Origin of the sequence: Pseudomonas sp. zfem005, assembly GCF_032621735.1 — a bacterium.
Taxonomy (GTDB): domain Bacteria; phylum Pseudomonadota; class Gammaproteobacteria; order Pseudomonadales; family Pseudomonadaceae; genus Metapseudomonas; species Metapseudomonas solani.
This window is the reverse complement of sequence record NZ_JAVYJE010000015.1, coordinates 111781-132319: the sequence shown is the minus strand read 5'-3', so window position 1 is coordinate 132319 and position 20539 is coordinate 111781. Positions and strand designations below refer to the sequence as shown.

Here is a 20539-nt window from a genome sequence, read left to right as displayed (position 1 = left end):
CAGTACAACCAACAACGACCTCATGAGGCACTGGGCCAGTTACCACCGATATCGCGCTATCAGCCAAGCCTAAGGGCGTACCCGGAGCAATTGCCGGAAATCGAGTACGAGCCGGAGGACAAGGTGCTCAAGGTGGCAGGGACCGGGCAAGTGCAATTCAAGGGGAAAAGCCGTTTCGTCGGTGGTGGATTGTTGGGTGAGCGAGTCGCCATCCGCCCCACCGGTGTGGATGGTGTCTACGATGTGATTTTCATCCATAAGACAATCCGCCAGTTCGACCTGAGAGAGAAGAAGTAACGACCATCAACCCGTTACCCATGTCTCCCGACAAGCGTTACCCATGTATCCCGGCTAAACACCGTGCGCACCTTCGCACGGTGCTTCCGGCGAGCTCCAGGCGCGCAGCACACCCTGCGTCTGGAGTGAGCGACGGCTGCCCGCTCCGAGGCCCCTCTTCCAGTGGACTCATGAAAGGGCCCGGCACCGAGTCGGGCCCATCGCGGCTGAAGCCGCTCCCACAGGGGGAGTCCCGCTCACCCCATCAGGGCAATATCGCGAACACCCGCGCCGGGAAGCCGGTGCCCCGGGCGATCTTCGGGAAGCTCACCACCACCAGCGCGCCGGCTTCCGGCACCTGGTCCAGGTTGGCCAGCAGCTCGATCTGGTAGTGATCCTTGCCGAGGATGTAGGACTCCAGCGAATAGTCGTCCTTGCTGGTGGCGATGCCCGGGTCGGTGTCCGTGGTCTCGTGGCCGGAGGCGGTGATCTTGCGCGTCTCGTAGAGGTACACCAGCGCCTCCTTGCTCCAGCCCGGGTAGTGGGCCACGCCCTGAGCGTCGGCGTTCTGGATTTTTTCCTGGCTCGGCCAGCGCTTGGACCAATCGCTGCGCAGGGCCACGAAGGCGCCTTCCGGCACTGGCCCGTGCTTGGCCTCCCAGGCCTTCACGTCGGCCAGGGTCAGCACGTAGTCGGGGTTCTTCGCCGCCTGCTGGTGGATGTCCAGCACCACCAGCGGCAGCAGCTGTTCCTTCACGTCGATCTGGTCGATGCCGCGCAGGCCCTTGTGGAAGTGCACCGGCGGGTCGACATGGGTGCCCCACTGGCCGACGTGGGTGTAGAGGTCCACCTGGAAGCCGTCCTTGTCGACGGTGTAGAGCGTCTTGCGCTGGGCGTTCTCGAAGCCCTTCCAGTGCGGCACCTGCTCGTCGTAGGCGTGGGTCAGGTCGACCCAGGTCTTGGTTTTGAGCGTGGCGTAGGTGTCCCAGAGGCCGGGTTGCGCGGCCTGGGCCAGCAGCGGCAGGGACAGCGAGGCGGTGAGGGCCAGGCGGCCCAGGGTGCGTATCGACATGCGTGACCTTCTCCTTGGTTGGGATCGGGCCGGTATGGGCGGGCTGCCTATACTGGCTGTCTCATAACTTAGAAGGGGAAACGCGATGTCGTCTAAGCACTTGATCGAATATGAACATGCCAGTCCGGAAGTACGCGCCGTCTATGACGACATCATGGCCACGCGCAAGGTCGACCAGGTGAACAACTTCTGGAAGGCCCTGGCCCAGCACCCGGACAACCTGCGTCGCACCTGGGAGAGCCTGAAGCAGGTGATGGCCCCCGGCGCGCTGGACCCGCTGACCAAGGAGCTGCTCTACGTGGCCGTCAGCGTCACCAACAATTGCGCCTACTGCATCGGCTCGCACACGGCGGCGGCGCGCAAGGCGGGGATGACTGAGGAAATGTTCGGCGAACTGCAGGCGGTGATCGGCATGGCCAATGAGACCAACCGGCTGGCGACGGGTTATCGGGTTCCGCTGGACGCGGCTTTTCGCGAGGACTGATTCAGGCGATCCGCGAGGGACGCTGCAGCTCGTACTGGTCGTGGCCGTCGTCCCAACCGGCTTCCCAGGCCGCGGCGAGAACTTCGGCGGGGTAGGGCTGCTGGTTGATGGTCTGGCCGGTGAGGCCCGCCATGTAGCCTTGTTGGTAAGCCTTGTTGAGGCTTTCCAGGCTCCATTGCTGGCTGTCTTTGGGATGGGCGTCTGGGGGCGCCATGGGCAAAGCTCGCAGGCTCTGGATATGTGCTCATGCTAGCTGCCGGTTTTCCGGCGCGGGTGGCCGCCTGTCCCCGTTGGAGCCCCAGCTTGTCGGTTTTGTGACAGGCCGCGCCTTTTTGGGGCGTCTGGGTTCGCGGGTGGTTTCGGCGCCGCTGCAATCCGTAGGTTGGGCTGAGGTACGAAGCCCAACGAGCGGGGTTGTGCTTGCCACCGTTGGGCCTCGCTGCGCTCGGCGCCAACCTACCGTAGCCCGGGCTTCAGCCCGGGAGCGGCAGGGACCGCGTCAGTTGCTCAGCAAGCCGAGGATGCTGGCCTGGTAGGCGGCGACGAAGGTGTCGAAGTCGACATCGGGCTCGGCTTCCAGGCGCGCCTGCTCTTCCAGGGACTGGCGCGCCATGGTTTCCAGGCGTTCCTGGTCGTCCGGGGCCAGGGTCTCGGCGCGGAAGTACTCGGCGTGCTGCCGGCTGTAGCGCAGGGCGAACTCGCTGAAGCTCTCGCCGCGCTCGCGCAGTTCGGCCAGCACCCGGGCCGAGGGCGTGAGGTTGGCGTCGGCGACCTTGGGGCGCTGGGCCGCGAGGGCTTCGGCGTGGGCCTGGCCGCCCTGGGCGCGGTCCAGCAGGTCGGCGGTGCGGGCGATCTGGTCGAGCAGCTCGCCAGCCCATTCCTGGAGGCCGATTTCCTGGCCGTTGCGCTGCAGGTGCAGGCCGGGGCGGCGACCTTCCTTGACCACGCGCTGGAAGTTGTCGGTGCAGTCGCGGCATTCGCCGCCGGCCAGGGGCGGGCTGTCCTGCAGGGCGCAGAACAGCAGGAAGGCGTCGAGGAAACGCGACTCTTCCAGGTCGATGCCCAGGGGCAGGAAGGGGTTGATATCCAGGCAGCGCACTTCGACGTACTGCACGCCACGGGCCATCAGTGCCTGGATCGGGCGCTCGCCGGTGTAGGTGACGCGCTTCGGGCGGATCGACGAGTAGTACTCGTTCTCGATCTGGATCACGTTGGTGTTCAGCTGCACCCATTCGCCGTCGCGCTTGGTGCCGATCTCGGCATAGGGCGGGTAGGGCGTGGACACCGCCTGGCGCAGGCTCGACAGGTAGCTGTCGAGGTTGTTGTAGCAGGGCGTGAGGCCGGACTGGGCGTTGTTCTGGTAGCCCAGGTCGCTCATGCGCAGGCTGGTGGCCCAGGGCAGGAACAGGGTGTCGGCGTCGAGGCGGTCGAGGTCGTGGGGGCGGCCACGGAGGAAGTTCTGGTCCAGCGCCGGCGCCGCGCCGAACAGGTACATCAGCAACCAGCTGTAGCGGCGGAAGTTGCGGATCATCGCGATGTAGCGCGCCGACTGGAAGTCGCGGTCGCTATGCTCGTCGCCTTCGGCTTCCTTGAGCAGGGGCCACAGGGCTTCGGGCAGGGAGAAGTTGTAGTGGATGCCGGCGATGCACTGCATGGTCTTGCCGTAGCGCACGGCCAGGCCGCGGCGGTAGACGTACTTCAGGCGGCCGATGGGCGAGGTGCCGTAGCGGGCGATCGGGATGATCTCCTCGCTGGGCAGGCGGCCGGGCATCGAGGCGCTCCACAGCAGCTCCCCGTCGAGCTTCTGGTAGGTGAAGCGATGGATCTTCTCCAGGTCCGCCAGGGTGTCGGCCGGGTCGTGCTCGGTGGGGGTGATGAACTCCAGCAGCGACTCGGAATAGTCGGTGGTGATCTGCGGGTTGGTCAGGGCCGAACCGACGGCCACCGGGTGCGGCGTCAGGGCCAACTGGCCGTTGTCTTCGACGCGCAGGCATTCGCGTTCGATACCGTGCAGGCACTGGGTCAGCAGGGACAGGTGGGCACGCTCGCCCAGCAATGCCAGGCGGCGGGAGAGAAGGTCGCTCAATTTGGAATCCTGTGGGTCCCAGGGACAGTCGCCCCAATATGAGGGTGGACTGGTCGGTCTACAAGGGGCGGACATGACTGCGTTGTCGCTTTGTCCAGAATAGAGCCTCGCCGTCCTGGCGCTTACAGCTGGGCGAAGGTGCCTTGCCCTTTAGCGACCAGCTTGTCGCCCTGCAGCACATCGGCTTCGACCACCAGGGTCCGCGAGCCGGCGTGCACTACCCGCGCGCGGCAGAGGATGTCACCCTCGGCCACGGGACGGATGTAGTTGATCTTGCATTCGATGGTGGCGCTGCGCCGCTCGAAACCATGGACGCTGGTGCAGGCCAGGCCCATGGCGATATCGAGCAGCGAGAAGATGGCTCCGCCGTGCATCACCTGGCCGCGATTGCGCAGGTGCTCGCCCATGGACAGGCGCGCCTCGGCGACGCCGTCGCCCAGGCTGACCGGTTCGATGCCCAGCAGCTTGCTGTAGGCGCTGGCGGTGTGCAGGTCGGAGATTTCCATCTCAGCTCACTTCTTCTTGATCTGCTTGGCGTTGGCGAACAGCGAGGCCATGGCGTTGTTCGTCGGCGCCGCCTGTTGCTGCTGGCGCGGTGCGCCGCGATCCGCACGCTGGCCGCCCTGGGGACGACCGCCGCCGCGCGGGCCATCGACCTTCTCGCCGGGGGTGTCGCTCATGCGCATGGACAGGCCGACGCGGTTACGCGGGATGTCCACTTCCATGACCTTGACCTTGACGATGTCGCCGGCCTTGACCACTTCGTACGGGTCCTTGACGAACTTCTCCGACAGCGCGGAGATGTGCACCAGGCCGTCCTGGTGGACGCCGATGTCGACGAAGGCGCCGAAGTTGGTGACGTTGGTCACCACGCCTTCCAGCACCATGCCGGGCTTGAGGTCCTTGAGGCTCTCGACGCCTTCCTGGAACTCGGCGGTCTTGAACTCGGGACGCGGGTCGCGGCCGGGCTTGTCCAGTTCCTTGAGGATGTCGGTGACGGTCGGCAGGCCGAAGGTCTCGTCGGTGAACGTGGCCGGGTCGAGGCGCTTGAGGAAGCCCGAATCGCCGATCAGCGAGCGGATGTCGCGGCCGGTGTCGGCGGCGATGCGCTGCACCAGCGGGTAGGTTTCCGGGTGCACCGCGGAGGCGTCCAGCGGGTTGTCGCCGTTCATCACGCGGAGGAAGCCGGCGGCCAGCACGTAGGTCTTCTCGCCCAGGCGGCTGACGTTCTTCAGCTCCTCGCGGGTCTTGAAGGCGCCGTTGGCGTCGCGGTGGGCGACGATGTTCTGCGCCAGGGTCGCGTTGAGGCCGGAGATGCGCGCCAGCAGGGCGGCGGAGGCGGTGTTCACGTCCACGCCCACGGCGTTCACGCAGTCTTCCACCACCGCGTCCAGGCTGCGCGCCAGCTGCAGCTGGGACACGTCGTGCTGGTACTGGCCGACGCCGATGGACTTGGGCTCGATCTTCACCAGCTCGGCCAGGGGGTCCTGCAGGCGGCGGGCGATGGACACGGCGCCCCGCAGGGACACGTCCAGGTCGGGGAATTCCTTGGCGGCCAGTTCCGAGGCCGAGTACACCGAGGCGCCGGCTTCGCTGACCATGATCTTGGTCATCTTCAGGCCCGGCATCTTGCTGATCAGCTCGCCGGCCAGCTTGTCGGTCTCGCGGCTGGCGGTGCCGTTGCCGATGGCGATCAGGTCCACGCCGTGCTTGGCGCAGAGCTTGGCCAGGGTGGCCAGGGTGTCATCCCACTTGTTGTGCGGCACGTGGGGGTAGACGGTGGCGGTTTCCAGCAGCTTGCCGGTGGCGTCGACCACGGCGACCTTGCAGCCGGTGCGCAGGCCCGGGTCCAGGCCCAGGGTGGCGCGCGGGCCGGCCGGGGCGGCCAGCAGCAGGTCGTGCAGGTTGCGGGCGAAGACGTTGATCGCCTCGGTCTCCGCGCCTTCGCGCAGTTCGCCCAGCAGGTCGGTTTCCAGGTGGGTGTAGAGCTTGACCTTCCAGGTCCAGCGCACCACCTCGCCCAGCCATTTGTCAGCGGCGCGGGCCTGGTCCTTCACGCCGAAGCGCTCGCCGATCATCACTTCGCAGGGGTGCATGGTGCCCGGCAGCTCGTCGCCGACCTTCAGGGCGACGCTGAGCACGCCCTCGTTGCGGCCACGGAAGATCGCCAGCGCACGGTGCGACGGCGCGCCCTTGAGGGCCTCGTCGTGCTCGAAGTAGTCGCTGAACTTGGCGCCTTCCTGTTCCTTGCCGGCCACCAGGCGGGCGGTGAGGGTGGCGTTGTCCTTGAGGAAGCTGCGCAGGCTGGCCAGCAGGGTGGCGTCTTCGGCGAAGCGCTCCATGAGGATGTACTTGGCGCCTTCGAGCACCGCCTTGGTGTCGGCGAAGCCCTTTTCGGCATCGATGAAGCGTGCGGCTTCGGTTTCCGGCGCCAGGGTCGGGTCGGCGAAGAGCGCGTCGGCCAGCTCGCCGAGGCCGGCTTCCAGGGCGATCTGGCCCTTGGTGCGGCGCTTCTGCTTGTACGGCAGGTAAAGGTCTTCGAGGCGGGTCTTGGTGTCGGCCAGCTTGATTTCGCGGGCCAGTTCCGGGGTCAGCTTGCCCTGTTCCTCGATGCTGGCGAGGATCGCGCCACGGCGGTCCTCCAGCTCGCGCAGGTAGCGCAGGCGCTCTTCCAGGTTGCGCAGCTGGGTGTCGTCCAGGCTGCCGGTGACTTCCTTGCGGTAGCGGGCGATGAAGGGAACGGTGGAGCCTTCATCGAGCAGGGCAACGGCAGCGGCGACTTGTTGCGGGCGCACGCCCAGCTCTTCAGCGATTCGGTTGTTGATGCTTTCCATATGAAAAAGACACACCTGATGACCAACGAAAGACCGGCCGGGCCTGGCCTCGGCCGGGAAACAAGCGGCGCATTATAAACACCCCGTTGCGTTGGCCAGGGCACCGTTCGGGGAAAAATCTGCTAACAATGGTCGAGCCGCGCGACACCGGCGCTGAGTAATAATGCCGCGCTTGAGAAACCAGGAGAGAACATGAGCAGCATCCCCAATGCCGAGGGCGAAAAGATCCTGATCGTCGACGACGACGCGCGTCTGCGTCGTTTGCTCGAGCGCTTTTTCGAGGAGCAGGGCTACCGCGTGCGCGCGGTGGAAAACGTCGAACAGATGGACCGCCTGCTGGCCCGCGAGCTGTTCAACCTCGTGGTCCTGGACCTGATGCTGCCCGGCGAGGACGGCCTGTCCGCCTGCCGCCGCCTGCGCGCATCGAACAACCAGGTGCCGATCATCATGCTCACCGCCAAGGGCGACGAGTCCAGCCGTATCCAGGGCCTGGAACTGGGCGCCGACGACTATCTGGCCAAGCCGTTCAACCCTCGCGAGCTGCTGGCGCGGATCAAGGCCGTGCTGCGCCGCCAGGCACCTCAGGTGCCCGGCGCTCCCGCCGCTGCCGACGAGAGCGTGAGCTTCGGCGAGTACGAGCTGTCCCTGGCCACCCGCGAGCTGAAGAGGGGCGAGGACGTGCACATGCTCACCACCGGCGAGTTCGCCGTGCTCAAGGCCCTGGTCCAGCACGCCCGCGAGCCGCTGACCCGCGACAAGCTGATGAACCTGGCCCGTGGCCGCGAATGGGACGCCCTGGAGCGCTCCATCGACGTGCAGATCTCCCGCCTGCGCCGGTTGATCGAGCCCGACCCGTCCAAGCCCCGCTATATCCAGACCGTCTGGGGCGTCGGCTACGTGTTCGTGCCCGACGGCAACAAGTGACCCACCCCGCTGCGCCCGTATCCCCGGGCGCGGCACTGCTGTGCAAGGCGCCTGAGCCTCCTGCCCGGAAAACCCGATGAAAGCGCCGTACTGGTTCCCGCAGAGTTTCTTCTCCCGCACCCTCTGGCTGGTGCTCATCGTCGTGCTGTTTTCCAAGGCCCTGACCCTGGTCTACCTGATGATGAACGAGGACGTCCTCGTGGATCGCCAGTACAGCCACGGCGCGGCCCTGACCCTGCGCGCCTACTGGGCGGCCAGCGAGTCCGAGCGGGACGACCTGGCCAAGGCCGCCGGCCTCAAGCGGGTGACCAGCGACGCCGTGCCGCCCAGCGAGCAGCACTGGCCCTACAGCGAAATCTTCGAGCGGCAGATGCAGACCGAGCTCGGCCCCGAAACCGAGGTGCGCCTGCGCGCCAAGAGCCCGCCGGCGCTCTGGGTCCAGGCCCCGGCGCTGGGCCCGGACTGGGTGCGCATCCCGCTGTATCCACACCCCTTGCGCGGGCAGCGCATCTGGAGCGTGCTCGGCTGGTTCCTCGGCATCGGCCTGCTGTCCACCGCCGCCGCCTGGATCTTCGTGCGCCAGCTCAACGCCCCGCTCAAGCGCCTGGTGTTCGCCGCCCGCCAGCTCGGCCAGGGTCGCAGCGTGCGCCTGCCGGTGAGCGATACCCCCAGCGAGATGACCGAGGTCTACCGCGCCTTCAACCAGATGGCCGAGGACGTCGAGCAGGCCGCCCGCGAGCGCGAGCTGATGCTGGCCGGCGTCTCCCACGACCTGCGCACCCCGTTGACGCGGTTGCGCCTGTCCCTGGAGCTGATGAGCAGCGACAGCGAGCTGACCGAGGACATGGTCCGCGACATCGAGGACATGGACGCCATCCTCGACCAGTTCCTCGCCTTCATTCGCGACGGCCGCGACGAGCGCCAGGAAGAACTCGACCTGGGCGAGCTGGTGCGCGAGGTGGTGGCGCCCTACAACCAGCACGAGGAGCGCGTGCGCCTGTGCCTGGAACCGCTGCCGCCGTTCCCGCTGCGGCGCGTGTCGATCAAGCGCCTGCTGGTGAACCTGATCGAGAACGCGCTGCGATATGGCGGCAACGGCGTCGAAGTGGCGGCGTTCGTGGCGGGTGATCACACCGCGCCCTATATCGTCCTCAGTGTCCTCGACCGCGGCCAGGGCATCGACCCGGCGGAGCTGGGCGACATCTTCAACCCCTTCATCCGCGGCGACCGCGCCCGTGGCGGCAAGGGCACCGGCCTGGGCCTGGCCATCGTCAAGCGCATCGCCGCGCTGCACGGCGGCAGCGTCGAGTTGCGCAACCGCTCCGGCGGCGGCCTTGAAGCCCGCGTGTGCCTGCCCATCGGCCTGCTGCTGCCCCGCGACGCCGCCTGATCACCGCGCCCCGGCACAGGCGGCCGGGGCCTCTGCGCCGCCGGCCGCGCCTTCCGTCAGGCGGCGGTCGGCGCTTGCGTTTGCATAGTGTCACTTTGCCTTGACCCACGTACTCTAGGCGCCCTGGACTATCCTCTAGCGCGCGTAGACATGAGGTCACAATGCCCGCCGCTCAAGCCCGCTTGCCCAACTGGACCTGGTGGTCGTCACTCCCGTTGCTGCACATCGCCACCTGGCTCTCCCTGGGCACTCAGGTTTCCGGCGGCGTGGCGCTCTGGTACCTGCCATTTTCCCTGGGCCTGGTGGGTTGCCTGTGGTGGGGCCCCCGGGTATTGCTCGCGGTCTTTCTCAACGCCGCGCTGAGCGCGCCGCTGTGGGGGCTGGACTGGCGCCTCGCGCCCTTCTACGCCCTGCCCGAAACCCTCAGCATCGCCGTCGGCTGGCTGCTCCTGCGGTCGTCGCGCTTCGATGTCGCCCTGGCGGATTTCTCCAGCCTGCTGCGCTTCATGCTGCTCGGCGTGCTGGTGCCGGTGACCCTGGTGTCCACCGGGGTGCAGGGCAGTCTTCTGCTCACCGGGGTGATCAAGCCCGAAGCCTGGGGCACCGCCAGCCTGCTGATGTGGCTGGGCGACAGCCTCACCACCCTGGTCATCGCCCTGCCGCTGCTCACCTACCTGACGCCCTGGTTGCGCCGTCGGCGCTGCGCCCTGGGCACTTACTCGCGGCTGCCCGAATCGATGCTCAGGCTGCCGCCCTGGCCGGTGCTGCTGGTGTTGTGTATCGCCCTGCCGCTGGCCATCGCGGTGATGCCGCTGCTGCTGACCCTGCCGCTGATCGGCCTGGTGATGCTCAGCCTGGCGCTGGTCTGGGGCTTCCCCGGCGCCCTGTGCGGCGCCGGCCTGACCACCGCCACCGTGCTCGCCCTGCCGATCCTCCGCGAGCTGGGCGAGGCGCCGCAGTGGCTGGAGCCGCAGCGCATCGAACTGCACCTCAGCGTGCTGCTGCTGATGGTCTCCACCCTGCTGGTGGGCCGCTCCCTCAGCGACCTGCGCCTGGAGCTGCGCCGCCGCAACGAGATGCAGCAAGCCCTGGCGCTGAACAGCCTGGCCCTGGAAGCCAGCCCGCTGGGGGTGATCATCGTCGACGCGCGCCAGCCTGATTTTCCCCTGACGTACTGCAACCCGGCCTTCCAGCGCATCACCGGCTACAGCCGCAAGGAGGTGCTGGGGCGCAACTGCCGCTTCCTGGTCGGCCATGACCGCAACCAGCCCGACCTGCCGCGCCTGCTGGCCGCCATCCGGCGTGGCGAGCCTTGTCAGGTGGTGCTGCGCAACTACCGCAAGGACGGCAGCCTGTTCTGGAACGAAGTGACCCTGGCGCCGATGCACGACGACCATGGCATCAGCCACTTCGTCGCCCTGCAGCACGACGTCAGCCGCCGCGAGATGCTCGCCGAGGAGTTGGGCGTGCGCCGCGAGGAACTGCTGCGCCAGACCCACCTGCTGAGCCAGACCGAAGCCATCGCCGACATCGGCGGCTGGGTGCTGGAGCTGCCCGGCGAGCAGATGTTCTGGAGCGAAGGCACCTTCCGCATCTACGACCTGGACCCCGTGGGCGGCGCGCCCAACCTGGAACAGGCGATGAACTACTTCGACGAGGACAGTCGCGCCCGCGCCCAGGCCACCCTCGACCATGTGCTGCGCACCGCCGACCCCTTCGACATCGAACTGCGCATCGTCACCGCCAAGAGCATCTACCGCTGGGTGCGCCTCAAGGGCCTGGCCGAGCACGACGGCGAGCAGGTGATCCGCATCTACGGCGCGGTCCAGGACCTCACCGAGCTGAAGCGCGCCGAGCGCCGCCAGCGTGAGCGCGACGAGCGCCTGCACCTGTTCTTCGAGGCGCCGCTGATCGGCATGGCCCTGTGCTCGCCCGAGCACTGCTGGGAAGAGGTCAACTTCAAGCTGTGCAGCATCCTCGGCCGCTCCCGCGAAATGCTCCAGGGCGCCGACTGGCTGAGCATCACCCACCCCGACGACCGTGGCGCCGAGCTGGCCCTGCTGCACCAGGTGCGCAGCGGCCAGCGCGACGGCTACGAGCTGGACAAACGCTTCCTGCGGCCCGACGAGAGCGTCATCTACACCCGCATCAACGTCCGCGCCGTGCGGGACGCCGACGGCCGTCTCCATGCGCTGCTGGCCCTGGTGGAAGACGTCAGCGCCCGCCGCGAGGCCGAGGCGCGCTACCGCATCCTGGTGGAGCACGCCCCCGAGGCGATCCTGGTGTTCGACGTCGAGCGCGGCATCACCGAAGCCAACGAAAACGCCGCACGCCTCTACGGCCTGCCCCGCGAGGAGCTGATGGGGCGCATGCCCACCAGCTTCAGCCCGCTGCTGCAGGCCGATGGCCGCCCCTCGCGGGATGTCGGGCACGCCTACGCACAGGCCGCGCTGGCCGGCGAGGCGCCGGTGTTCGAGTGGCTGATGCGCGATGTCGCTGGCCGCGTGCGCCCCTGCGAAGTGCGCCTGGTGCGCCTGCCGGGTGGCGGCGCGCCGTTGATCCGCCTGAGCATCACCGACATTTCCGAGCGCCAGCGCTACCAGCGCGAGATCGAACGCCTGGCCTATAGCGACGAACTCACCGGGTTGCCCAACCGCCGCCTGCTGCTCGACCGCCTGCAGCACGCCATGGCCCGCGAGGTGCGCGAAGGCCGCTACGGCTCGCTGCTGTTCATCGACCTGGACCACTTCAAGACCGTCAACGACAGCCTCGGCCACCCGGTGGGCGATGCCCTGCTGCGTGAAGTCACCGCGCGCCTGGCCAGCTGCCTGCGGGCCGAAGACACCCTGGCACGCCTGGGCGGCGACGAATTCGTGGTGCTGCTCGAAGCCCTGGCCGACAGCCCCGAACAGACCGCCGAATACGCCGCCGAAGTGGGCACCAAGCTGCTCCACAGCCTGCACGGCAGCTACCGCATCGGCGAGCACGAGCTGTCGGTCAGCGCCAGCATCGGCATCGCCCTGCACCCCTTCGAGCGCCAGGGTGCGGCGGATGTCCTCAAGCAGGCCGACACCGCCATGTACCGGGCCAAGCAGGGCGGCCGCAATGCGCTGCACTTCTTCGCCCCGGCCATGCAGGCCGCCATCGACCAGCGCCTGCAGCTGCAAAGCGAGCTGCGCCAGGCCGTCGCCCGGGGCCAGCTGTTCCTCGAATTCCAGCCGCAGCTGTCCCTCGCCGACGAGCGCGTGGTGGGCGCCGAGGCCCTGCTGCGCTGGCGCAACCCCACCCGGGGCGTGGTGCCGCCGAGCCAGTTCATCGCCCTGGCCGAAGAGACCGGGCTGATCCTCGAACTCAGCGACTGGGTGCTTGACCGCGCCTGCGCCAGCCTGGCCCAGTGGCTGCCGCAGTGGCCCGAGCTGGTGATGGCGATCAACGTCAGCCCTCGCGACCTGCGCCAGGGTGATTTCGTCGCCCGGGTCAGCGACTGCCTGCAGCGCCACGGCGTGCCGGCCCAGCGCCTGGAGCTGGAAATCACCGAAGGCAGCCTGCTGGAAGACGTCGAGCAGTGCATCGCCGCCATGCAGGCGCTCAAGCGCCTGGGCGTGCGCTTCGCCATCGACGACTTCGGCACCGGCTATTCCTCGCTCACCTACCTCAAGCGCCTGCCCTTGGACCGCCTGAAGATCGACCGCAGCTTCGTCGAAGGCCTGGAACTGGCGGGCAGCGACGCCGCGCTGGTGGACACCATCCTCGCCATCGGCCACAACCTCGGCCTGGAATGCGTGGCCGAAGGCATCGAAGCCCGGGGCCAGTACCACAGCCTGCGCGCCCTGGGCTGCGCCCTCGGCCAGGGCTACCACTTCAGCCCGCCGCTGGATGAGGCGGCCTTCCTCGACTGGCTGCGGCAGCGCGCGCCTTGAGCCTGTTCCCGCATGCAGGGATGCCCGGACATGCGGGGCCGGCGCTGCAAAGCGTCGGCGCTGGTCTTAACTTCAACTGGGGTCGCCACCTGAGCATCAGCCTGGTGGCGGCCAATACCCTCAAGGATGTGGTGCCCGATCAGGACAGCGGACAGGTCCTGGCGCAGATCGTCATCCGTTAATCGTTTTTCTCAGGAGACCCACGTAATGACCACGCTGCTGCTGTACAAGGAAATCAAGGCGCTGAACCGCGAGGAGCACCGCTCGCTGAAACTCGCCAGCCTCCAGAACAGCGAATTCGCTTCCAGCACCCACCTGGTGCCCCTGGCGGGCCTGGAGTTCTTCCAGGCGTCGCGCCACTACCCGATCGTGTTCATCGGCGAGGGTGCCCAGGCCGTCCCCATCGCGCTGCTGGGCCTGAAGGCCGGCCACAACGGCTACGTCGACGCCAACCACCTGTGGCAGGAGAACTGCTACATCCCGGCCTTCGTGCGTCGCTATCCCTTCGTCCTGGCCCAGGGCAGTGCGGAGAACTTCACCGTCTGCTTCGACGCCGCCTACTCGGGCTGGAACGAGGAAGAGGGCCGCGAGCTGTTCGACGAAGAAGGCCACAACAGCCCCTTCCTCGAAGAGATGATCCAGTTCCTGCAGAACTTCACCACCGAGATGGAGCGCACCCGCCGCTTCGTCGACAAGCTCAACGAGCTGGAACTGCTCTCCACCCGCAGCCTCAAGCTCAGCCACAGCAATGGCGAGAGCTTCGTGCTCAGCGACTTCCTGGCGGTGGACGAGGAGCGCTTCCTGGCCCTCTCCGACGACAAGGTGCTGGACCTGCACAAATCCGGCTTCCTCGGCTGGATCTACGCCCACCTGATCTCCCTGGGCAACGCCAACCAGCTGTTCGCCCACTACCTGGCGAAGAAAGCGGCCGGCGAAACCACCACCCATTGATGGGTGCGGCTCCGCTCCCGGCCGGGGGCGGAGCCTGTTTCAGCGCAACGACCCCCTGATGCTCCTGTAGGTCGGGTGAAACCCGCAGGCTTTCGCGTGGGCGCTGGATGGGCTCGGCGTATGGCGGGATGTGCTGGGTGCGACCCCATTGGTGGACGTGAAGAGCGACGTCCACCCTTGTATCTCGACTAACTACCCCTTCAGGGGTAATAGTTCCCGACTGATCATCGGGGGAGGGGCTGGAAGTCGTGTCCACCCTTAGGCCCTGAGCCTGCGACGTAGATAGTGCTCCGCCCCTCCACACTCACTCGAACAGCCCGAACGGTATCTTGAGCCCAGAGCTCGCATTCACAAGGTTGGGCCGGGTGCAGTGATGATCGTGTCTGAAAAGATCAGGAGGAGCWYACATGCCCAGTGTCATTGGTRTCGACATTGCSAAGCACACGTTYGATATCGCCACCCTGCAGGCGAACGGCAAGTACCGCACCAAGGCCAAGTTGGCCAACAGCGAGGCGGGCTTTCGCACGCTGCAGGAGTGGCTGAACAAGCACAGCGAGGCGGGTGTCTGGGTCGTGATGGAAGCCACCGGCATCCACCATGAAGCCCTGGCCGAATGGCTGCTGGAGCAGAACTATCGGGTCTGCGTCCTCAACCCAGCGCAAATCGCTCACTACGCCCGCAGTCAGCTGCAGCGCGTGAAAACTGACAAGGTCGACGCCAAGCTGATCGCCGAATACGGCGAGCGCCACCAAGACGAGCTACGGCCCTGGCAGCCTGAACCTCGCGCCATACGGCGCCTGAAAGCACTGATGCGGCGCCTGGCGGATCTGCAGGAAATCCAGCAGATGGAGAGCAATCGCCTGGAGGTGGCCGATACCAGCGTGCAGGAGTCGATCCGCTCAGTGTTGCGGCACATCGAGCAACAGATCGAGGAAACCCTCAAGGCCATCAATGACCACATCGACAATGACCCGGATCTGCGCGGTAAACGTGATCTGTTGACCAGCATCGATGGCATCGCGGACAAGACAGCCGCCCTGATCCTGGCGGAGCTGGGCGACCCTCATCGCTTCACCAGCAGCCGCGCGATTACCGCCTTTGCCGGGCTCAACCCGCGTTTGCAGGAGTCTGGTAAGTACCGGGGGCAGACCCGCATTTCCAAGATGGGCTCATCGCGGCTGCGTGCTGGGCTGTACATGCCTGCYGTTTGCGCCCTGCAGCACAACGGGGCGATCAAAGCGATGAGAGAACGCCTCAGAGCCAAGGGCAAGACCGGCATGCAGATCATCTGCGCAGCGATGCGTAAGCTGCTGAACATCGCTTATGGCGTCTTGAAATCGGGCCAGCCGTACGACGTAAAACTGGCCCTTGCTCACTAGGGATCAAGACGGTATCTACAGTTGCCATGTGATTGGGGATTCGCGGGTTTCACCCGCCCTACGGGAGCGCACCGGGTAGGTCGGGTGCAACCCGGCGGGACGGGCTCAGCCCTTACCCTTGGTGCGGGTCATATTGGGGCCGGCGTGTTTTTCCAGGTGCTCGATGATGATCCCGGCGACGTCCTTGCCGGTGGTCACTTCGATGCCTTCCAGGCCGGGGGAGGAGTTCACCTCCATCACCAGCGGGCCGTGGTTGGAGCGCAGGATGTCGACGCCGGCCACCGACAGGCCCATGACCTTGGCGGCGCGGATGGCGGTCATGCGTTCTTCCGGGGTGATCTTGATCAGGCTGGCGCTGCCGCCACGGTGCAGGTTGGAGCGGAATTCGCCCGGCTTGGCCTGGCGCTTCATCGAGGCGATGACCTTGTCGCCCACCACGAAGCAGCGGATGTCGGCGCCGCCGGCCTCGCGTATGTATTCCTGCACCATGATGTTCTGCTTCAGGCCCATGAAGGCCTCGATCACCGATTCCGCCGCCTTTTCCGTCTCGCACAGCACCACGCCTATGCCCTGGGTGCCTTCCAGCACCTTGATCACCAGCGGGGCGCCGTTGACCATGCGGATCAGGTCGGGGATGTCGTCGGGGGAGTGGGCGAAGCCGGTCACCGGCAGGCCGATACCCTTGCGCGAGAGCAGTTGCAGGGAGCGCAGCTTGTCCCGCGAGCGGCTGATGGCCACCGATTCGTTGAGCGGGAACACGCCCATCATCTCGAACTGGCGCAGCACGGCGCAGCCGTAGAAGGTCACCGAGGCGCCGATACGCGGGATCACCGCATCGAAGCCTTCCAGGGGCTGGCCGCGGTAGTGGATCTGCGGTTTGTGGCTGGCGATGTTCATGTACGCACGCAGGGTGTCGATCACCTGGATCTCATGCCCGCGCTGCTGGCCGGCTTCCACCAGGCGACGGGTCGAATAGAGACGCGGGTTGCGCGACAGAACGGCAATTCTCATTGGGCACCTGGAAGGGAGTCGAAGGCCGGTAGGGTCGGCTTGTCCTGTACGTAGCTAAGGGCCGGGTTGACCACCAGTTGGCCGTCCACCAGGGCTTTGGAACCGATCAGCACGCGATAGCGCATGGTCTTGCGGCAGGCCAGGGTGAACTCGATCGGCCAGGCGCGATCGCCCAGGGCGACCGTGGTGCTGATCACGTAGCGGCTCTGGGCCTGGCCGTTGGAGCTTTTGATGGTCTTCACCGACACCACCTGCGCCTCGCAGCGGTGGCGCCGTTGCACCAGCGTGCCGAGGTGCGCGGTGAAGCGCACCCAGCGCTCGCCGTCGCGCTCGAAGGGCACGATGTCGCTGGCATGCAGGGTGGAGGTGCTGGCCCCGGTGTCGATCTTGGCGCGCAGGCCGACCATGCCGAGTTCCGGCAGGGCTATCCATTCACGCAGGCCGATCACGGAGAGTTGGTCGAAAGTCTTCAATGCAGGCTTTCCGCTAAAGTTGTCGGCATTCTAGTTGCCCCTTGTGACAACTGCATCCGGCCCGGCGTGCGCCCGGGACGCAAATTTTCAGGTTGCGAGCCAGTGCAGCCTGCCAGCATGGAAACCGTGGCATGAGCGACAAAGACGACGACAAGGTACGCCTCGACAAATGGCTGTGGGCGGCGCGCTTCTACAAGACCCGCGCCCTGGCCAAGGAAGCCATCGACGGCGGCAAGGTCCACCACCGGGGTGACCGCTGCAAGCCGGGCAAGGAGCCACGCATCGGTGACGAGTACGTGATCCGCACCGGCTTCGATGAGCGCACAGTGGTGGTTCGCGCGCTGTCCGTGGTGCGCCGTGGCGCGCCCGAGGCGCAGACCCTCTATGAGGAGACCGCCGACAGCGTGCGCCGCCGCGAAGAGGCAGCCGCCATGCGCAAGGCCGGCGCCCTGGGCGTGCAGACCGAAGGCCGGCCGACCAAGAAGCAGCGCCGGCAGATCCACTACCTGCGCGGCGGCTCCGGTGACTTTGTCGAGGATTGAGCCGCCATGGGGCCGGTAGACAACCGGCGCTTGGTCGCCTCGGGGGTTTGCACCTAAAATCGCCAGCCTTTCGGCCGAGCAGGCCCCCAGACGCAGCGAGTCCGTCATGTCCGATAACACCCAGCGCTTCCTTTTCGACGATACCGACGTGCGCGGCGAAATGGCCTCCCTCGGCGAGAGCTACGCCCACGTGCTGGCCAAGCACCCCTACCCGGAGCCGGTGGCGCAGCTGCTCGGCGAAATGCTCGCCGCCGCCTCGCTGCTGGTGGGCACGCTGAAATTCGACGGCCTGCTGGTGCTCCAGGCGCGCTCTTCCGGCGCCGTGCCGCTGCTGATGGTGGAATGCTCCAGTGAACGCGAACTGCGCGGCATCGCCCGCTACCACGCCGAACAGGTGGTGGCCGGAGCCGGCCTGCACGAGCTGATGCCCGAAGGCGTGCTGACCCTCACCGTGGACCCCAAGCAGGGCCAGCGCTACCAGGGCATCGTCAGCCTGGAAGGCGCCAACCTGGCGGAAAGCCTCTCGGCCTACTTCGCCAACTCCGAACAGCTGCCGACCCGCTTCTGGCTCAACGCCGATGGCCGCAACGCCCGGGGCATGCTGCTCCAGGCCCTGCCGGCCGACCGCCTCAAGGACCCGGAAGCCCGTGCCGCCAGCTGGCAGCACCTCACCGCCCTGGCCGACACCCTCACCGCTGAGGAACTGCTGAGCCTGGACAACGAAACCGTGCTGCACCGCCTCTACCACGAGGAGCAGGTGCGCCTGTTCGACCCCCTCGCCATCAGCTTCCGCTGCAGCTGCTCGCGCCAGCGCTCGGCCAACGCCCTGGTCAGCCTCGGCCACGCCGACGCCGACGCCCTGCTGGAAGAGAACGGCGGCACGGTGGTGATCGACTGCCAGTTCTGCAACCAGCGCTACAGCTTCGACGCCGCCGACGTGGCCCAGCTGTTCGCCGGCGGCGGCAGCGCGGCGCCGTCCAGCACAAAACACTGATCGTAAGCTGGAAGCTGGAAGCTGGAAGCTGCGCTGCTCTTTCTTCAAGCTTCCAGCTTCAGGCTTCTAGCTGCTTTTCATAAGTCCCCTACCAATTTGTAGTGTGTCGTAGCGCCCCCCGGGCCTGTGGATATCTCCGCCAGCGCCCGTCTGGCCTCGTCTTGGCGCTTGTCGTTCCGCTCGTGACTGTTGCGCCTAGACTGGTCATTTCCAGCTATCCGTTCGTCGGTCGAGCGCGTGCCTGAGTCGCGCTGCCGGGTGCCCGGTCTGACTGAAACGCCCGTATCGTCTGCCTTACGTCCAGTCATCTCGCCTAAGCCATAGTTCCTCTGGCATAATCCGGCGCACTTTTTTCGCTGTAGCGGGTCGCATAGCCCACTACATATTTGATTGGAGGACTCGGCCTCTCGCCGACGGGGAACCACATGACGCAAGCCAATACCGCCGTGTACACCGATATCAGCGCCGCGCAACTGGTCGAAGAGGCCATTCGCCGTGGCGAGGGTGAGCTGGCCGCCAACGGTTCGCTGGTAGTTAGGACCGGTCACCGCACCGGCCGTTCTCCGGCTGACCGCTTCATCGTCCAGGAGCCGAGCACAGACTCCAAGATCGCCTGGGGCGCCATCAACCGTCCGTTCCCGGCCGACAAGTTCGATGCCCTGTGGACCCGCGTCGAAGCCTATGTGACCGAGCGCGAGCGTTTCGTTTCCCACGTGCACGTCGGTTCCGATCCCGAGCACTACCTGGCGGTCAAGATGACCACCGAAACCGCCTGGCACAACCTGTTCGGCCGTTGCCTGTTCATCAACCCGGAACAGTACAACCCGCAGGCTCGCCAGGAATGGCAGATCATCAATGCCCCGAACTTCGTCTGCGAGCCGGAGCGTGATGGCACCAATTCCGATGGCTGCGTGATCCTCAACTTCGCTGCCAAGAAAGTGCTGATCGCCGGCATGCGCTACGCCGGTGAAATGAAGAAAGCCATGTTCTCCGTGCAGAACTTCCTGCTGCCGGAAAAAGACGTGCTGCCGATGCACTGCGCCGCCAACGTTGGCGAAGACGGCGACACCACCCTGTTCTTCGGCCTGTCCGGTACCGGCAAGACCACCCTGTCCGCCGACGAAAGCCGTTACCTGATCGGTGACGACGAGCACGGCTGGGGCGTGGGCACCGTGTTCAACATCGAAGGCGGCTGCTACGCCAAGTGCATCGACCTGTCCGAGAAGAACGAGCCGGTGATCTGGAAAGCCATCCAGTTCGGCGCCGTTCTGGAAAACGTCGTGCTCAACCCTGAAACCCGCCTGCCCGACTACAGCGACGACAGCCTGACCCAGAACTCCCGCGCGGCCTACCCGCTGGAGCTGGTGGAGAAGCGCGTCGAGGCCAACCGTGCCGGCGAGCCGAACGCGGTGATCTTCCTGACCTGCGACCTGACCGGCGTGCTGCCGCCCGTGTCGATCCTCAACAACGAGCAGGCTGCCTACCACTTCCTCTCCGGCTACACCGCCCTGGTGGGTTCCACCGAGATGGGTTCCGGCGGCGGCATCAAGTCGACCTTCTCCACCTGCTTCGGTGCGCCGTTCTTCCCGCGCCCGGCTGGCGAGTACGCCGAGCTGCTGATCAAGCGCATCCAGGGCTTCGGCTCCAAGGTGTACCTGGTCAACACCGGCTGGACCGGCGGTGGCTACGGCGTTGGCAAGCGCTTCAACATCCCCACCACCCGTGGCGTGATCGCGGCCATCCAGAGCGGCGCTCTGATCGGTGCCGAGACCGAGCACCTGCCGCTGATCAACCTGGACGTGCCGAAGGCCGTTCCGGGCGTCGAGACCAACCTGCTCAACCCGCGCAACACCTGGGCTGACAAGGCTGCCTACGACGAAGCCGCCAAGGGCCTGGCCGAGAAGTTCATCGAGAACTTCAAGAAGTTCGACGTCTCCGACGCCATCCGCAACGCCGGCCCGCAGCTGTAAGCGAGCCCGTTGTAGAAGAAGCCGCCTCCGGGCGGCTTTTTCATTGGTCGCCACGGGAATGCCCGGGTGCTCGGAGTCGGTGGGGTAGGGTGGATGGCGCTTTTCCCATCCACCGGCGGCGCCTGAACCGGGCCGCGATGCCAGGGCCGGGCGATGATGGGTTTCGCTGCGCTCTACGCCATCCTACGGACATACAGGCCGACGCCCTGCACTGTCGCGGCGCTGCTGCGTTG

General features: G+C 66.5%; 17 protein-coding genes and 1 pseudogene. 11 read left to right on the top strand and 7 right to left on the bottom strand.

Annotated elements, in window-relative coordinates; all coding sequences use genetic code 11:
- Positions 1-297 (top strand): annotated as a pseudogene (locus tag RTW82_RS28315) (IS481 family transposase); the annotation flags it as partial.
- A 244-nt stretch (positions 298-541) separates the two neighbouring features.
- On the opposite strand, the gene RTW82_RS28310 reads toward RTW82_RS28315, so the two are convergent.
- Positions 542-1348 (bottom strand): cyclase family protein, encoded by an 807-nt coding sequence (locus tag RTW82_RS28310; RefSeq protein ID WP_021218598.1) that lies wholly within the window; start codon positions 1346-1348, stop codon positions 542-544.
- An 85-nt stretch (positions 1349-1433) separates the two neighbouring features.
- On the opposite strand from RTW82_RS28310, the gene RTW82_RS28305 reads away from it, so the two are divergent.
- Positions 1434-1832, top strand: a complete 399-nt coding sequence (locus tag RTW82_RS28305; protein ID WP_031287423.1) for a carboxymuconolactone decarboxylase family protein — start codon at positions 1434-1436, stop codon at positions 1830-1832.
- A gap of 1 nt (position 1833) precedes the next feature.
- Here RTW82_RS28305 and rmf read toward each other — a convergent pair whose 3' ends face one another.
- From rmf to RTW82_RS28285, 4 genes are all read right to left on the bottom strand, one after another.
- Entirely contained in the window at positions 1834-2046 is a 213-nt protein-coding gene (gene rmf, locus RTW82_RS28300) for a ribosome modulation factor (RefSeq protein ID WP_316927153.1), read from the bottom strand.
- 285 nt (positions 2047-2331) lie between these two features.
- Positions 2332-3918, bottom strand: coding sequence for a glutamate--cysteine ligase (gene gshA / locus RTW82_RS28295; RefSeq protein WP_316927152.1), 1587 nt, complete (start codon positions 3916-3918; stop codon positions 2332-2334).
- A gap of 122 nt (positions 3919-4040) precedes the next feature.
- A complete protein-coding gene (locus tag RTW82_RS28290) occupies positions 4041-4424 on the bottom strand; it encodes a PaaI family thioesterase (RefSeq protein ID WP_316927151.1) in 384 nt (127 codons plus the stop codon).
- A 6-nt stretch (positions 4425-4430) separates the two neighbouring features.
- Complete coding sequence (locus RTW82_RS28285) at positions 4431-6752, bottom strand: Tex family protein (RefSeq protein ID WP_316927150.1); 2322 nt, start codon at positions 6750-6752, stop codon at positions 4431-4433.
- A gap of 153 nt (positions 6753-6905) precedes the next feature.
- Here RTW82_RS28285 and ompR point away from each other — a divergent pair, with 153 nt between their 5' ends.
- The 6 genes from ompR (at position 6906) to RTW82_RS28255 (ending at position 15316) form a co-directional block, all read left to right on the top strand.
- Positions 6906-7676: a two-component system response regulator OmpR gene (ompR, locus tag RTW82_RS28280; RefSeq protein WP_371877119.1), complete on the top strand. Its 771-nt coding sequence runs from the start codon at positions 6906-6908 to the stop codon at positions 7674-7676.
- A gap of 76 nt (positions 7677-7752) precedes the next feature.
- The gene (locus tag RTW82_RS28275; protein WP_316927149.1) at positions 7753-9066 is read left to right on the top strand and encodes an ATP-binding protein; all 1314 of its coding nucleotides are present in this window, start codon (positions 7753-7755) and stop codon (positions 9064-9066) included.
- A gap of 161 nt (positions 9067-9227) precedes the next feature.
- Positions 9228-12986 carry an EAL domain-containing protein gene (locus RTW82_RS28270; RefSeq protein ID WP_271659340.1) on the top strand — a complete coding sequence of 1253 codons (3759 nt, stop codon included), beginning with the start codon at positions 9228-9230 and terminating at the stop codon, positions 12984-12986.
- 20 nt (positions 12987-13006) lie between these two features.
- On the top strand, positions 13007-13168 hold the full coding sequence (locus RTW82_RS28265) for a hypothetical protein (RefSeq protein WP_021218607.1): 162 nt from the start codon (positions 13007-13009) through the stop codon (positions 13166-13168).
- A 25-nt stretch (positions 13169-13193) separates the two neighbouring features.
- Positions 13194-13937, top strand: coding sequence for a SapC family protein (locus tag RTW82_RS28260; protein WP_316927148.1), 744 nt, complete (start codon positions 13194-13196; stop codon positions 13935-13937).
- Positions 13938-14344: 407 nt separating this feature from the next.
- Entirely contained in the window at positions 14345-15316 is a 972-nt protein-coding gene (locus RTW82_RS28255) for an IS110 family transposase (RefSeq protein WP_316927147.1), read from the top strand.
- 105 nt (positions 15317-15421) lie between these two features.
- Here RTW82_RS28255 and rimK read toward each other — a convergent pair whose 3' ends face one another.
- Positions 15422-16327, bottom strand: a complete 906-nt coding sequence (rimK, locus tag RTW82_RS28250) for a 30S ribosomal protein S6--L-glutamate ligase (protein ID WP_021218609.1) — start codon at positions 16325-16327, stop codon at positions 15422-15424.
- A complete protein-coding gene (locus RTW82_RS28245) occupies positions 16324-16767 on the bottom strand; it encodes an ATP-dependent zinc protease (RefSeq protein ID WP_263401061.1) in 444 nt (147 codons plus the stop codon). The genes rimK and RTW82_RS28245 overlap by 4 nt, the downstream gene beginning before the upstream one ends.
- 164 nt (positions 16768-16931) lie before the next feature.
- On the opposite strand from RTW82_RS28245, the gene RTW82_RS28240 reads away from it, so the two are divergent.
- The 3 genes from RTW82_RS28240 (at position 16932) to RTW82_RS28230 (ending at position 20306) form a co-directional block, all read left to right on the top strand.
- Positions 16932-17342, top strand: a complete 411-nt coding sequence (locus RTW82_RS28240) for an RNA-binding S4 domain-containing protein (RefSeq protein ID WP_316927146.1) — start codon at positions 16932-16934, stop codon at positions 17340-17342.
- Between the two features lie 106 nt (positions 17343-17448).
- Positions 17449-18336 carry an Hsp33 family molecular chaperone HslO gene (gene hslO, locus RTW82_RS28235; protein WP_316927145.1) on the top strand — a complete coding sequence of 296 codons (888 nt, stop codon included), beginning with the start codon at positions 17449-17451 and terminating at the stop codon, positions 18334-18336.
- 425 nt (positions 18337-18761) lie between these two features.
- A complete protein-coding gene (locus RTW82_RS28230; protein WP_316927144.1) occupies positions 18762-20306 on the top strand; it encodes a phosphoenolpyruvate carboxykinase in 1545 nt (514 codons plus the stop codon).
- Positions 20307-20539 lie beyond the last annotated feature (233 nt).